The organism is Carboxylicivirga longa, from assembly GCF_050589825.1.
In the GTDB taxonomy this organism is placed as follows: Bacteria; Bacteroidota; Bacteroidia; order Bacteroidales; family Marinilabiliaceae; genus Carboxylicivirga; species Carboxylicivirga longa.
In genome coordinates this window covers 311,983-328,540 of record NZ_JBNGOZ010000001.1, presented here as the reverse complement: position 1 = coordinate 328,540, position 16,558 = coordinate 311,983, and the positions used below count along the sequence as shown (strand labels likewise).

The window sequence follows — 16,558 nt, the reverse complement described above, 5'->3', positions numbered from 1 at the left end:
GAAATAATCAATAGCAGGATCTTTACTATTAATTACCAACACGGCCGTGGATCAGATAGTCATCATGAAAATATTTTTTAAGAAAATTGTTGGCATTATACCAGAATACTTTGTCGATCCAATATTCCGGTGTTTCACCATAAAGGAATTTAACAAATTCATTATCATGGCTACTACTTACATCAACATCGTCCTCTTGTGTTTCCTCCAGAATGTCGTTCCACCTTTCGATCAAATCAAAGCGAAAATCATCAAGACGTCCGTAAGAAGAATAATAATCCATAGGATTGATAACACCATCAAAATCACTGCCAATGGTTACAATCTTCCAGGCATTGCGTCCAATCTTTGGGTCTTCCAGGCTCAGTACATTTAGAATATGAAAGACCTGACGGAAAAAGATATCACAATATTCGTCAGCCAATTCCTGTTTTAAAAAATTTACCTGTCGCTCTAATTCATTTGCTCTGGCAAGCCTACGCAGGGCCCTTGCATTTTTCCGCTCACTAAACTTTTTGCGAATTTTATTAATTCGTTTTTTCTTACGTTCTATCTTACCATCCAGCTTACGAACTACTGCCTGATAGTACTTTGAGCAAGTACGACCATCGTCAAGCATAAGACCCATTAAGCCATCGTGCTTATAGATTTGCTTAATATCCTCATCAAAAGAATTTAAATCCGCGATGTTAAAATACCTACTACTATCCTTTTTCCCGGTTCTGCGCAGCCCAGGCACACCATTAACAGCCGTATGACTGCAAACAAAGGGTATCAATTCATTCCGGTAGGCATCTGTATTAAGCAAGGCGTAAAAATCCTTTCTGGCCTGCGGACTCATGTGCTTAATATCTATTATTACCCGCCGCATCCCTTCTTCCGGATCTCTTCTTAAAGCCTCTTTGATTATTTCATAGCCAAAGGAATCAACAATACCTAAATTAAAATAATGTGTATTCTTTATTTCGCCCTCCTGCAGATAATGATAGGTATCACTCTGGTCAACCAAAAAATCGGGAAAATTAAGCGATGAGCAATGACCACAGACATAGTTAAAGAAATGATGGGCAATCGTCAGAAACAAAAGAGGTGCACGATCCTTGCCGTTGGTGTCTTTAGCTTTCTTTACTGTTTTTAAATTCTCCAATAAACCTTTCTGCCACTCTTTAAACTCAGAACTGTTGCGCTGTGCCTCTTCTTTAAGCTGCCGGTAACTATTTTTGGCTCCGATGGAATTGGCTAAGCCCTGAACACCCTCCATAGACAGGATAATGGCTAGCTCTTTATCTTTTTTTACCACTGCTTGTAATTCCGAGTAGTTGGAGACGATTCTGTAACGCCATTGAGGATTCTTCTTTCCACCGGTATGCTGATTTGCCTCAAGCAGGCTTCTGTCGGCCTCGTACTCTTGGTAATAAGAGTTGACACCTGCCTGTATTTGATCAATTTTTTCTACTGACTGCCCCGATGCCATAGAGAGAACTTTGTCAAAAAGATGCCTATCTCTTACTCTTCCTCGTTTAAAAAACTCTTGCTCGATGGGGTAAAAAGACAAAACGATACATCCCACATTACCCTCTACCGCCTCATCCAAATTTGATTGGGTGTACAAAGCTACCTTATCCTCAAGGGCATTAGCTATTATTTTACCGGCCAATGTATGCGACACCGGCCTGAAAAAACCATCCTCATCAACCTCCCTAAGTATTTTCTTGCCATCAAACTCGTTATCTCCTCTTTTCCAAATATCATATTTAGTATTTTCAGCCACGTAGTTGCCGAATGCACGCAATGATGGGTGTGCATGTAAATCAAATAATTTCATAATATTATTATTAATTAAACAAACCTCTGTCACACATTTAAAGATGGATCACTTTTTCAGTGTTAAATTTCCATTTTGCAATACACGCGTAGGAATACTATTTCGGTCAATATCGCCATTGAGCGTGTACACAAGGTCATCAGCAAAGGTAGGATCATCAAAGTGCCAGGAATGTGACCACGAACCATCGGAATTGTTATCACTACGTTTAAGCTCACGCCAATGATCTCCAACATTGACATTAACAACAGTTTCGGGTTTATTATCAGGCACACCAACACGACCTATTCGAGGAGATACCCCAAAGCGTTTCACATTGGAAAGCTTCAGCGCTCTATCGAATGGATTCTGATAATTGGTTATTCGCACAGAATGCTGAAAAAGAGCCTGAGACTTCGGATTACGTGCAGATAATGATCGTCGCGCAATATCTCCTCCTATAAATACTATCTGACTAACCTGCCAATTAATTCTGGATAACCGTCTATTTTGATTGGCTTCGTAAAAGGCCTCCCGGATAACATACGCACCTGTAGAGTGACCAAGGAGATGAACATCAATATCACACTTGTTCCTATCCTCAGCCACCTGATTAGCTGCGAGCAAGGCTATGCCATCCTTAACCAGCTTACTTGCTGTTGCTTTGGCATCTGAACGGTCTTCTAAATAATTTAAAGTGCGCGCATCACTGGGCCAGTCAAAGCTTATTATCGCTCCTTTAAACCCTTTTTCGGAAAGTCGCTTTTGAAGCAAATCGTGTCGTTTCATAACCACCTCCATTGAATTGTTATAGCCATGTACAAAAATTAGAAGATCGCCGTAACTATAACCATCCATGCTTTGGCCACCCTCTCCATCTTTATACTTTCCTACTTCGGCTCGCGATAACACTTCAGCAATCCAGGATTTTAAATTAACACGATGATTTTCAGGATGAGGCTTTTCTCCATTCGGTATGTCTAAATATGTGGTTGTACCGGGTTCGTTTCCAAAATAAGGGGTACCATCCTTTGGCTTAATAACATTGCGCACACTAATAAATAAATTGGATTTTGTCATAATGCAAAAATTAAATTATAATAATATGTTTATGAATGATTTCAAAATCATCTACTATGAGACTACCACCGAAAAAGTTGACTAATAGTGTAATGCCAAAATTAAACCGGTGCTAAACCATAGTAAATCCCCCGAAAGGGGTATATTGGCTTTTACCCGGTATTCAATTGATAACTTTTATCAATCACACTTCCCATATAGGGCATACTTTTCTCTGTCCTTTTTGCTTTCTCATAAACAAACTGATTATCAGGCTGAGATGATCGATCCAAACCACATTCCTTAACCAAGGCCACCAACTCACCTATTTTATGAATATCAAGCTTTTTAAAAATTGCACGCCGGTGGTTGTTCACCGTTTCACGGCTTCTGCAAAGAGCATCGGCTGCCTCTTTTGTTGATAAGCCAGTGCCCAGTAATCGAAACACTTGTAATTCACTGGGCGTTAACACCTCCAGCTTAGATTTGTTTTTATGGCATGCTTTTTCTTTTAAATAAGTATCGAACTGTAAATGATTCACCCCATGGGCATTTCCCAGGGGAAAAAATAAACTCAAGGCATGCCTTTTTCCGGATACAACGGATATACGCCGAAGCTTCACATAAACCCATTGTGATTGATTATGAATACAAAATCGACAAAAGAGGGAGGCCTCGGCCCCGGGATTCGCATATAAATATTCCGTCAATGCTAATATGGGCTCCACATCATCGGGGTGATAAATATCCCGGGGATGCAAGAAGCCCATGGCCTTCCGCTGATCAACCGTCACTCCGGTATATTTCTCGTAGTTACCGCTGCTCCAATAAAGTTTGGTTTCTAAACGTTCGTTTATTTCTATTACATGCACCGATGCCGGCAGATATGAAATAATATTATCTAAAAATGTGCCCTTCCCCTGCTCTTTCTTCACCATTAGCTCTTCCATAGCTCTTTCAAATTATCTATCTGTTTGTATTTCGTTTTGTCTAACATCTTGAAGCCATCGGCCTGAATACTTCAACTCAATGTTGTTGTATTTCTCTTAACTAAAACAAAATTAAGCTTGCCATAATTGAAGGTAAATCCCCCAAAAGGGGTAAATTGCCTGAAGAGAGACAAACGGAGGCGATTAAATCCAATTATAAGTTTTGAAGATTCCCAACTAATTAAGTGTTTACGGAACGGTTTTTTGTAAGCGCCTTGTGATGACGAACGTTCTGTAAAACACCTGAATACTCTACTATACCTCGAGGGGAAGTTTGGCCACGATGTGTGTGCCTTTTCCGGGGCTGGTGCTTAACTCAAAGCTGCCACCCAGCGCCTTGGCGCGCGACTGCATGTTATGAATTCCATGGGACGCCACGGCGTTGATAGCAGCCGCATCAAAGCCTTTGCCATCATCATCAATGGTGAGGATGAGTTCGGCCTCGTGCACCACAAGCTGTAGCTCTACCAGCGATGCCTCGGCATATTTCAGAATATTTTGCAGCGCCTCCTGCACGATACGAAACACCTGACGGGATAAGTCAGGACTGATGCCTGCGGGAAGTTCATCAAAGTAGGCATTAACGTGTATGTCTGTACTTTTCCGATAATCACTCAAATAACGCTGCAAGAACTCACGCAGCCCCATGAGCTCCAGAGCATGAGGTGCCAGAGCATGAGGTGCCAGAGCATGCGACATGGAACGCACATTACGATAGAGCTTATCCAAATCGGTATTCAGCTCTTCGCTATCCGTAGGTTGATTCACCTTATGCTTGAGCAGAGCCAAGCGACTGCCCACGTTATCGTGCAACTCGGCCGATAGGCGGGCACGCTCCTTTTCTGTCCCTTCCACGTAGGCCGCCAACAGTTCCTTTTGATGGCGGGCATTGGCCAGCAGAAGGTCGTTTTTAGCTTTGTTGATTTGGTGTACCTCATAAACAAGCGCCAGCGAAAAGATGCCGAACTCAAGCACCGAGCCCATTAAAAGCGGATTGGTGGGAAACCACTCGTAGGGCAGGCGACCGGCATACGAGAGGGCAAAAAGAACCGCACCGATGAGCAACACCCCCACAGCAGTCATAAAAAATAAGGCCTTGGTGCGCTGGTGTTTGATGCCCTGCACCACAATGGCAATTTGCACCACAAAGGTAAGCAGCACAAAGCAGTAGTTCATTAAAATATAGTAGTGAATGGGCCACGATGCGCGGGTGATGGCCCAAAGCAGCAGGTAAAGCAGCTGCGCCCCATAGAAAATTTGCACATAGCGATATAAAATAGGATGGCGGCTTTTTACATTGAAATAGACGACTCCAAAGTTAACAAAAGAAAAAAGCAGGGGTGTGATCATAAGAGTATCCAAAAAGCGCTTCAAAGAAGGTGCATCGGGATATAAGAATTCGTAGGCAAAACCCAGATTATCAAACATAAAGTAGGCCATAAGCACGGCATAGAGGCTATAGGCAAAAAATACCCGCATCTTAAGTATGGTGCCCATCACCAAGCTAAAAAGTGCGATAAACACCAGGCCTCCGAAATAAAGGTTGTAAAACAGTAGGTCGCTTGCTTCGCTTTTATTGAAGGCAGCACGGTTCCAGATCCTTAGCGAGAGGCTGGTCTCGCGCTCGCGGTCGTCTATTTTTAAAATATAAGAGCACGTTTGGCCGGGAGCTATTTGCAAGGCTTCTATAAAACGCCGGTTTTCTATACTGCGCTCATGGAAAGGATAGGCAATGCCTCCTTTGCCTATCGAACGTATGGTATCGTCAGTGATTTGATAAAGCTCATAGTGGTGCAGGTAGTTATTGTTGATTTCCAAGGCATAATTGCTATGCCGGCTTTGATTATCGAGGGTGAAGTACAGCCATATAAAATCGTTATACCGGAGCTTAGCGCATTCAGCCTGGCCGTCCTGTAACCTTAAAACAATACTATCGATGGCTATATCCTGCAGCGATGTATAAAGGCAACAGTGTTTTTTCAAGGTAACAGAACGAAAATTATCCTGGAGGATCATGGCCGATTCCAAGGCATCGGGCGGTGAGTGATTACAGGCCACCAGGTGAAACAGCAATAAGGCCGGCATCAACACCTTCCCAGGCTTGAAGATCTTACAAAAGCTGGTGCTCATAGGCGTATTTGATTAGCTCGGTTACCTTATTCAGCTGTAGCTTGCGAAAGATGTTTTTACGGTGCGTCTTTACCGTCTCGTAACTAATGATGAGGGCTTCTGATATCTCTTCGGTGCTTTTCCCATCCACAATCAGGCGGATGATCTCCTTTTCGCGCTGAGTAATCTGCGCTTTCACCGTAAAGTCATCATCGGCCAACTCAAAGGCATCCGCATCATCAACCTGTATGCTTTCACTAATAAAAAATGAATCGCTGGGCACGGAGAAAATAACGTGTTGCAGCTCCTCAATGCTCGCTTTTTTTGTAAGGTAAGCATTGGCCTTACCCTCCCTAATCTTCTTCACCAGGTAGGCATCTTCGTACATGGTTAAAATGGCAATGATCAAATCGGGGAAACAACACCGAATGTCTGCCAGCAGCTCTAAACCATTTTTACCCGGTAGGTTAAGGTCGAGAAATAGTACATCGGGTCGCAACACATCCAGCTTTTCAATTAGCTTATTACCATTCTCCAGTGTCGCCGTCACCTTCACTTGCTGTATGCCATTAATAATCGTTGTGATACCTTCGGCAAAGAGATTTTGGTCGTCCACAATCACCACTTCTTTCACGCTGCCATCCCCCTCAGCGGTACCCCTCTCCTGCTCTTCTTCCATCATCATTTAAACAACTTAAAATGTGAACCTAACACTGAAACATGCTTAAGGTATGAAATATCAGATACATCTTCTAGTCAGCTCATCAATTAAAATTATTAAAACTGTCATGAATACCATTTAAAAGTATTCATATGCTATTAAACACTTTAGGCCACCACATCAATTGAAGTAAAAATCATGATTAAACTTTTGTTTCTCATTAAATATCATGAAATTACATACATAATAGACTATTATTAACGAAATCTATGTAAGCATGCAAAAGACGATCTTCTCAATGCTGTTATTATGTGTATGGACGCTAGCCCATGCCCAAATTGATGCACGGATGTTTCGATACCCCGACATCAGTAAAACCCAAATCACATTCACCTATGCCGGCGATATCTGGATAGTCGATAAAGACGGCGGCACGGCTACAAAACTAAGCTCTCCAACAGGGGAAGAGTCCTTTCCTAAGTTTTCGCCCGACGGCCAGACCATTGCTTTTAGCGGCAACTATTCTGGCAATACCGATGTTTACACCATTCCGGTTACCGGTGGCATGCCCACGCGCCATACCTGGCATGGCTATAACGACAGGGTGGTGGACTGGCACCCCAATGGCACACAGGTTTTGTTTGCATCGGCTCGTAAAAGTGGTAAGATGCGGTGGAACCAGTTTTACCTGACCCAGCCCGAAACAGGACTGCCTCAAAGATTATCCATTGAACATGCCGAGTTTGGATCTTTTTCGGAAGACGGACAAACCATTGCCTTCACCGATAAGAGCCGCTTAACACGCACCTGGAAAAGGTATCGCGGAGGGACTGCCCCCGATATTTGGCTGATGAATCTGGAAACTAAATCGGCCGAGAAAATTGCCAAACATGCCGCCAATAATGAGCTGCCAATGATGAAGGGCAACGAGGTGTATTTCTTATCAGACCGTGGTGATGCAAAACGTTTTAATCTTTGGAAATACAACATAAGCACCAAAGCAGTTAAGCAGCTGACGCAATTTACCGATACTGATGTGCATTACCCATCCATGGGCCCCGATGACATTGTTTTTGAAGCAGCCGGCAAGCTATATGTCTATAATATCGATGCAAGTAAAAGCAAGGAGGTAAAAGTGAATGTAGTGACAGACCAACAAAGCTTAATGCCTCAAAACATCGATTTAAAAGGCCGCTTCTCCAATACTTTTATTGCTCACGATGCCAAGCGCGTGGCGCTGGAAGTACGTGGAGAAATATTTACCTTACCTGCCGAGCACGGATATACCATTAACCTCACGCAGACATCGGGCGTGGCAGAACGCTCACCAGCATGGTCGCCCAATGGTAAATACGTGGCCTACTGGAGCGATGCCTCGGGAGAATACCAGCTGGTACTGCGCAACATGGAAGATGGCTCTACCCAAACCATCACCTCGTTTACCAATGGCTTCCGTTACAGTTTACATTGGTCTCCCGATAGTAAAAAACTGGCTTTTATAGAGCAGAACATGGAAATTAAGGTGGTGTTTATCGACACGAAAGAGGTGCTCACCATCGATAAACAGCTGTATTATTTTCATGGAGCGTTAAGTAATTTCAGCGTTTCATGGGACGCCAATAGTCAGTGGCTGGCCTATGCCAAAGATACCGATAAAAGAACGTCGGCCATCGCTTTATTCGATATTGTCAATCGCCGTTTATACCAGGTAAGCAGTGGTTATTACAACGATGCCAATCCGGTTTTTGATGTGGAGGGTAAATACCTGTATTTTACCACTAATCGTCATTTTAACCCGGAATACAGCGACTTTGACAACAGCTTTATTTATCCAAAGTCAACTTTACTGGCCGCTGTACCTTTAACAAAGGATATGACATCGCCTTTATCCTTCCGCAACGATAGCGTTGAAATAAAGAAGGACGATAAAAAAGAAACGGATAAGAAGAAAAAAGATAAGGACGAAAAAAAGGACGCTAAAGAAGAAACTCAAGACACCAAAATTGATATAGCCGGGTTCGAGAGTCGCATAGTACTGCTGCCTGTTAAAAATGGTGACTATAGCAACCTGGCTTCGGTAAAGGGCAAGATTATGTTTATGGCCGGAGCTGATGATAAACATACGCTCAAATACTACGACTTGGAAGAGCGTGAAGAAAAAACCATTGTGAAAGGTATCGATGGCTATCAGGTAGCTGCCAATGGAGAAAAGCTGTTGGTACGAAAAAATCAGACCCTGGCCATTATCTCGCCTTCGGAAGATCAGAAATTAGATAAACCTTTAAACACAAAAGATTTCAGGGTTACTATAAACCCAAAAGAAGAGTGGTTACAGATTTATCGGGATGCCTGGCGCATGGAGCGTGATTTCTTTTACGACAAGAATATGCATGGCCTTGATTGGCAAGCTATTTATCAACAGTATCTGCCTTTACTGGAAGCCTGTGTAACCCGTTGGGATGTTAATTTTGTATTGGGCGAGATGATTGGCGAATTAAATGCCTCGCATGCCTACAAGGGCGGCGGAGACACTGAACAAGCCTCTAAGCTGCCCGTAGGCTACCTTGGTGTTGACTTTGCCGTTAAAGACAATCATTACATCATTGACCACATTGTAAAAGGCAGCATTTGGGATGCCGAAGTTGTTTCACCATTGGCAGCACCGGGCGTTACGGTTAACGAGGGTGATTATTTACTAGCTGTGAACGGCACCCCGGTAGATGTGAATGCATCACCTTATGCCGCCTTGCAAGGCTATGCTGATAAAACCATTGAGTTGACAGTAAACAGCACGCCTCAATTTAATGGCGCCCGAAAAGTAGTCGTTAAAGCTATGAAAGATGAGTACCGCTTGCGTAACCTTGAATGGATTGAAAGTAAGCGGACTCGTGTTGCAGAAGCGACCAATGGGAAGGTAGGCTATATTTATGTGCCCAGCACGGGTATCGATGGCCAAAATGAGTTGGTGCGTCAATTCATGGGGCAATGGACCAAAAGCGCCTTAATCATCGACGAACGCTTTAATAACGGCGGACAAATACCGGATCGCTTTATAGAGCTCTTGAATCGCAAACCCCTGGCTTTTTGGGCCGTGCGCGACGGCCAGGACTGGCAATGGCCTCCAATAGCGCATTTCGGGCCTAAAGTGATGTTGATTAATGGTTGGAGTGGTTCAGGAGGTGATGCTTTCCCCGACTATTTCCGTAAAGCCGGCTTAGGCCAACTGGTGGGTACCCGCACCTGGGGCGGACTGATTGGCATTTCGGGTATGCCCCAACTGATTGATGGTGGTAGGGTAACCGCGCCAACTTTCCGCATGTACGACCCTTATACCGGCGAATGGTTTAAGGAAGGACATGGTGTAGACCCGGATGTGGAAGTGGATGAAGATGCCGGTCAGCTAGCCAAAAATATTGATCCACAGCTGGAAAAAGCCATAGAGGTCATCCTTAAAGAATTAGAAACAAAAAAATATGTAAAGCCCGAGCATCAGGAATATGAGGTGCGCTAATGAGAAACAATAAATATGTTACTTTAAAAAGGGAAGCCTCTTCGTGATTCAGAGGCTTCCCTTTTTATAGATTTAATAATGAAGTTATATATCGGTATTAATTCGACTCCAATTCGTAAATAATGGTTAAAATAGCCGCATCATCACCAACTCCGGCTTCAGCTTCACGTCCTCCCTTACTGCTTGTTTCATTAACACTGGAACCGCTTGGTTCTAAAATGAAAGACATACTATTACCCGAACTCCAGTCCTGACGATCCACTATTTCTTGCACTACACCGGCTAACTCAGTGGTTCTTTGAGCCATACCTGCATCTCCGGCAGCTTCCCATTCAGGAATTTCCCAAACCGAATTTTCCGTTGTTTTTGACCTCCGGGTTACATTATAAGCCTCTTCGGTAAACGGTTGTGAATTGCCTGTGTTTTCACCATAAATAGTCATTTGTGCTTCATCGGCTCCAGGAGCATCACAAGTAAACTGAATTGAAGCAGATAGAATGCTGGCTCCTGTGGGAATTGCAATCTCATTAAAACGAAGACCTATGGTCTGCACTCCTTGATCGGTGCCGGATATGGCATCCCAGGTATCGTATTCTGCTAATTCCAAATCGCTACTGGTCAGTGCCATAGCGCCATTCAAGGCACCTTCTTCCACATCATCTTCATCTGCGGATATCTGCATCGTAAAGTTATATGATATTTTCACCGTAAACATAACACCATTCGATTCACGATCTCTAGTAACGGTCACATTACCAGTAGTTGCACCTGGTGGAACTTTTGCAGTAATTGTAGTTTCTGTAGATTCGATTACAGTAGCTTCCGTACCATTAAATTTCACAATGTTTTCGGATGGTGTTGTACTGAAGTCTGTACCGGTAATAATAACCTCTTCACCTATCTTACCCTTTTCGGGACTAATTGACGCTACTGTCGGAATAACCAATGGCACAATTGTACAAGGCAAACTATTTGAAGCCATGCCATTCTTGTTAACAACAATATCGCCGGAAGTGGCACCCTCAGGCACAATGGCTTTAATCGTAGTAAGGTTGGCCGCAGTAACCTCTGCCTCAAGTCCGTTAAGTGTCACTTTATTATCGGCCGTTGATGAGAAATATTTACCCTCAATGGTTATTTCATTCCCCTCTTTTGCACTGGCAGGGGAAATACTGATTAAAGTGGGTGCCTGCTTATCATTCCAGAAAACTTCAGTCTTATCTTCTTCACAAGCGCTAAACAGTCCAAAGACTATCAGCATACTCATACACAAGATGAGTAATTTATTTGAATACATATTTTTCATGTGATTATATTTTCTTTCATTTGCCATATGGAACTCGCCAGGAAATAATCATCCTTCTGTATAGGCAACGCTTGCCCATGGCTCGTTTCATAACTCTATTTTTTATTTCAGTGGATCACTAGTAAACAGGATTCTGTGTTAAAGGATTAATTAATATCTCCTCTAAAGGAATGGCAAACACAACCTGATAATCATCATACGGAATATGCATGCGCGCTGTCATATGGGCCGTTCTAGCACACTCGGTTCTAACAATGTCACGCTTATTACGAATCAGATCAAAAAAGCGGTGTCCTTCAGCCATTAACTCTTTTCTTCGTTCTGTTAATACCCTGTCAAGTGTAACATCTGCCTCTGCAACTGATGCAGCCGGATTGGCCCGCTCAACGATGGCATTTAAATAGGTGGCAGCATCCTCACCGCCGCCTTTAACAGCTGCTTCGGCAGCAATTAAGTAAAGTTCTGACAAACGGAAAATGGGTACATTACTGGTTGTAGCTGCAGATACTAAGTCTGGTTTTGGATCCCCTTCACTTTCAAAATGCGCTACAACAACCGCTTTTGTATTGCCAATACCGGGATACTTAAGTACTCGTCCATAAGTTGTTGGATCGCCCATCACACTTAGCTGATCGATGTATAACATTTCGTTTCGAATATCATCAGGATCAGAATTCACTAAATCAATTAAATCCTGTGATGCAATAAACTGCCCATACCCCTCAGGGTCAGATAGGTTGGCAACTGAATTGCCACCACCATTATCGGCCGCACTGTTGACACATGAAAAAATCGATTCCGAATTAAATTCTTCAGCCCAGGCATCCACGTATTCACTTCTTTTCAATAAGGTATAAGGACCTTCCTTAATCACGTCAACGGCTGTTTCATAAGCCTTAGCATTATCTTCCTTATACAAGAACACACGCGCCAACAAAGTTTTGGCCGCCCAGGAATTTATTTTTCCGCCCTTCTTTGCCTCGGATAACAATGGTATGGCAGTTGTCAGATCCTTGATAATTTGTTCATATACCTGTGCTACAGTACTTCTTTTTACTTGAGCATCCTTTGGCAATACTGTGGTAACAATGGGAACACCCAATGACTCTCCTGCGTTATGCGAATAGGGTAAGCCATACGAATTGCAAAGTGAGAAGTGCGCCAAGGCTCTTATGGCTAAGCATTGCCCTATCATATCATCTTTTTTAGCCTGGTCGCCAGCTGATTCAGTTTCCATACCTTCGAGCATAGCAATAATATTATTGACCTGTCTGATGATCGTATAAGGGGTTGACCAAATACTCAATACACTGTTTTGCTCATCATAATCATAACGATACTCATCCTCAAGTCTGCCAAAGTCAGGCACCTGCATATCATCAGACCGCATATCGTTGCGGGTAATAAAATTACTATTTAAAAAACCGACGCTCTGCATCAGGTTATACGCCCCATTCATCACCACCTCCACATCGGCCAATTTCTTTATATCTCCGGGAGCTTGCTTCTCGGTTGGATACTCAACCAGAAAATCCTCAGAACATGATTGCACTACTGTCAGCAAAGCAAGCATGAATAAGCTTATTATAAACTTTATATTTTTCATTTATCTTGATTTTAATTTATATAGCACTATCTAGAATCCAATTTCAATACCAAACGATATTGTTTTCACCGGTGGCATCTCAAAATAAGCATATCCACTGGCCCCTCCATGTTCCGGATCCATAATGTCTTGCGACGCAAACGTCAATAGATTTCGTCCCTGCACATAGGTCCTTATATTGTCGATTCCGTATCTGTTAAGCAATGAGCTGGGAAGGTTATACGACAGTGTTATATCTTTTAAACGCAGGTAGTTATTATCGAATAAAAATCGGGTAGATCGGATATCGGAACCATTGTTCCCATTCCAAATGCGTTTCGGATGCTTGGCAATATCACCTGGCTTTTGCCAGCGGTCTACCTGACTTTCCTGAATAACATATTTAGGACTGCGTCCATCGTTCCACGACTTATAACCCGAGTTATACCATATCTTTCCTCCTACCGAGTAATTGAACATGAATGACAGGTTAAATCCTTTATAGGATAGTTCATTTCCTATACTTCCATAAAAATCTGGCTCACCCGAACCTGCATAGGCTTTATTTTTACTTGCCACGGTGGAGTCATGTGTCACTTCATCGGTGACGTTTCCATCTTCATCAACTAAATACCACATTGGCGAACCATCTGCCGGATCAACACCGGCCCAAATTGGTAGAAAATAAGAATAATACGGCAGGCCTTCGCGGCGAATGGAATATGATCCGATAATATCCTTGCCACCTGCCAGCTTAACAATTTCGTTTCTCACGCTGGAAAAAATAAAGGTAGATGACCATCTGAAATTACCCTTCACTATATTGTCCGTATGCAATTCAACCTCAATCCCTTTATTTTTCATTTCACCAATGTTAACCATGGTACTTCCAGCACCAATGGTAGGGGCTAAATCTAAATCCATTATTAAATCAGACGTATGTCTCTCGAAATATTCAACACCCCCTCTAATCCTGTTAAATAATCCAAATTCCAAACCAATATTGAAGGTTTTGTTTTTCTCCCAGGTCAAGTCGGGGCTGTCAATTTGATCTTCTGTAGCAGCATTTTTTCCATCATAACTTTCTTCATAGCTGTAAAGAGCCAGGTGATCGTAATACCCGGGAGGTAGAGTACCATTGGTTCCGTAGGATGCCCTGATCTTTAAATCATCCAGAAACTCGAGATCCTTCAGAAAGTTCTCCTCTGTCAGTCGCCATGAACCGGAAACTGACCAAAAGTCGGCCCATCTTTCATTCACACCAAGTCGTGAGCTACCATCTCTACGGAGACTGGCCGACAGATAATACTTATTATTAAAATCATAATTCACCCTGGACAGGTATGAGACCATTGTATAGGCACTTGAATAGCCATAAGCACCCACAGGCATGGCCGTAACGGATAACTCCTTTAAGCTCTCGTTAGGCAGCCCTTCGCCTTCGGCCGCATAATTACTTGCCTGATATCTTTCAGCTTCAAAGGCACCAATCACATTTATGTTATGCTCACCTGCCAATGTTTTATCAAAAGTGATTAGATTCGATGTTGTTAAGCGTTTTCTTTTACTATTGCTATTGTACACATATCCCTTAACATCTTCGAATGAGCGAGATGAAGGGGATCCATAACGAACATAGTCGTTATTTATCCAATCGTAGCTATTGGTTGATTTGAATGTTAACGAAGTAATGGGTTTGTACTCAAAATAAGCAGAACTCATGCTTCTGAATACTTGCGCCGTTTTTTCGTTTAATTCATATTCGCGCAGAAGGTTATAATAACCGGCATTGACCAATTCGTATTTTAACTCGCCATTTTCGTCATACGGCGTTTCCGTAGGCCAGGTATTTCGGCTCACATTATAAAATGGATTAAAGTAACTGGTCCCGTTATTGGCCACATCCTGATCGGTATGAGAAGTTAAAATATTAACACCTATATTAAATTTGTCATTCACCTTATGTGTCAATCTAATCCTGCCCGAATATCTCTTAAAATCAGAATTTAATGCTAAACCTTCCTGATCCAGCATGCTTCCTGAGATATAAAACTGTGTTTTGTCGGTACCCCCGGTGGCTGAAAGCTCAATGTTTTTTGAAGCACCTTTCCTAAACAAGAGATCATACCAATCGGTAAAGCCACCTTCGGGCTCATACCACTCATATAAATTCATATAATGATCAACGTCCTCATGCCCCGCACCAAAAAAGTTTTCCAACGATTCTTTGTGAAGCATGATATGATCTTCGCCACTAACCCCTTTGTAGTTATCTACTGCAAAGTCAGATATTCCGTAACTTGCCTTAAGGTTGTATTTAGTAACACCTTTTTTACCTTGTTTGGTAGTAATTACAATGACACCATTAGCTGCCCGCGAACCATACAGCGAAGCTGCCGCTGCATCTTTTAACACGGTAATACTTTCAATATCACCTGTAGGAATGGAAGACATCAAGTTTCCACCCTCTGACATTGCGCCGGTGGTGATCGGCACTCCGTCAACTACATAAAGCGGAGAATTAGAAGCGGCAAAAGAACCCAGCCCTCGGATTCGAATTTCAGAATAAGAACCGGGCTGACCACTTGTTTCTGATACCGTTACACCCGCAATTGTTCCAGACAAGGCTTTCTCAACGGAAGTAACCGGCACTTTATCGATATCTTCCGACTTCACAACTGCGGCTGATCCGGTAAAGGAGGCCTTCTTTGTAGTACCATAGGCTACCACCATAACCTCATCAATCTCCTCAATATCGCTTACAAGAACTACATCAACAATTGTTTTACCCTCAATGGGCTGCTCCAGTTTCGTAAATCCAATAAAAGAGAAAACCAAAGTCTCTTGTCCTGAAGGTGTATTGATTTGGTATTTTCCATCGTAATCGGTTATTGTACCATCTGTGGTACCCTTGATTACAACAGTAACACCCGGTAGTGCCATCCCATCACTATCGGTAACTTTACCAGACACAGAATGGCCTTGAGCGAATATTTGTGATACAAGCAAACTCATACACACAAATAATGATAATCGCAGTTTCTTCATAGTTCAAATTTTAAAGTAAGAATTAACATTAATCAATTTATTATATTGTTAATGTCATTATTGTTAACATGTGCCCTCGTTAGAACACACTGATTTTGGTAAGAAAATGATCAATAGCTCAGCGAAGTATTCATTAGAGCCAGTAATTCTGCTATTTACTTTTGTTAATCGGTAAATATTCATTACAATCTTCATTGAAATGTGCAGATTATAAGATGGATTATTCTTATTGAGAATTTTGGCCAGCAGAGGTTGAGTCAAAACAACTTTGATTGAAAGTTGATATATGATCCTCCTTAATAGGTAATAGAAGAATTATAAAAGATAATTTCCTATCAAAAAGTATTTATAACTTAAGGTTGTAAGACAAAAACAATTCAAACAAAAAATTTGCTTTTGTACATCAAAATGTTCCTTTAGTGATAAAGGAATCTTAAGCGGATGGAATTTGTTAACTTTTATTTTCATTGGGCTTTGGTTGTTCTG

General features: G+C 42.3%; 9 protein-coding genes. 1 reads left to right on the top strand and 8 read right to left on the bottom strand.

What is annotated here, in order from left to right; all coding sequences use genetic code 11:
• Positions 1-28: 28 nt before the first annotated feature.
• From ACRD7A_RS01305 to ACRD7A_RS01285, 5 genes are all read right to left on the bottom strand, one after another.
• On the bottom strand, positions 29-1,825 hold the full coding sequence (locus ACRD7A_RS01305) for a hypothetical protein (protein WP_430809533.1): 1,797 nt from the start codon (positions 1,823-1,825) through the stop codon (positions 29-31).
• Positions 1,826-1,873: 48 nt separating this feature from the next.
• Entirely contained in the window at positions 1,874-2,884 is a 1,011-nt protein-coding gene (locus ACRD7A_RS01300; RefSeq protein ID WP_430809532.1) for an alpha/beta hydrolase, read from the bottom strand.
• A 152-nt stretch (positions 2,885-3,036) separates the two neighbouring features.
• The gene (locus ACRD7A_RS01295; RefSeq protein ID WP_430809531.1) at positions 3,037-3,813 is read right to left on the bottom strand and encodes a helix-turn-helix transcriptional regulator; all 777 of its coding nucleotides are present in this window, start codon (positions 3,811-3,813) and stop codon (positions 3,037-3,039) included.
• A gap of 294 nt (positions 3,814-4,107) precedes the next feature.
• Positions 4,108-5,982: a sensor histidine kinase gene (locus ACRD7A_RS01290; RefSeq protein WP_430809530.1), complete on the bottom strand. Its 1,875-nt coding sequence runs from the start codon at positions 5,980-5,982 to the stop codon at positions 4,108-4,110.
• On the bottom strand, positions 5,963-6,646 hold the full coding sequence (locus ACRD7A_RS01285; protein WP_430809529.1) for a response regulator: 684 nt from the start codon (positions 6,644-6,646) through the stop codon (positions 5,963-5,965). Before ACRD7A_RS01285 ends, ACRD7A_RS01290 begins: the two co-directional genes overlap by 20 nt.
• Before the next feature lie 253 nt (positions 6,647-6,899).
• On the opposite strand from ACRD7A_RS01285, the gene ACRD7A_RS01280 reads away from it, so the two are divergent.
• On the top strand, positions 6,900-10,133 hold the full coding sequence (locus ACRD7A_RS01280) for a S41 family peptidase (protein WP_430809528.1): 3,234 nt from the start codon (positions 6,900-6,902) through the stop codon (positions 10,131-10,133).
• 97 nt (positions 10,134-10,230) lie between these two features.
• Here ACRD7A_RS01280 and ACRD7A_RS01275 read toward each other — a convergent pair whose 3' ends face one another.
• The 3 genes from ACRD7A_RS01275 to ACRD7A_RS01265 all read right to left on the bottom strand — a co-directional run bounded on the left by ACRD7A_RS01275 (position 10,231) and on the right by ACRD7A_RS01265 (position 16,072).
• On the bottom strand, positions 10,231-11,400 hold the full coding sequence (locus ACRD7A_RS01275) for an IPT/TIG domain-containing protein (RefSeq protein ID WP_430809527.1): 1,170 nt from the start codon (positions 11,398-11,400) through the stop codon (positions 10,231-10,233).
• Between the two features lie 157 nt (positions 11,401-11,557).
• Complete coding sequence (locus tag ACRD7A_RS01270; RefSeq protein ID WP_430809526.1) at positions 11,558-13,045, bottom strand: RagB/SusD family nutrient uptake outer membrane protein; 1,488 nt, start codon at positions 13,043-13,045, stop codon at positions 11,558-11,560.
• 30 nt (positions 13,046-13,075) lie between these two features.
• Positions 13,076-16,072, bottom strand: a complete 2,997-nt coding sequence (locus tag ACRD7A_RS01265; protein WP_430809525.1) for a SusC/RagA family TonB-linked outer membrane protein — start codon at positions 16,070-16,072, stop codon at positions 13,076-13,078.
• Positions 16,073-16,558 lie beyond the last annotated feature (486 nt).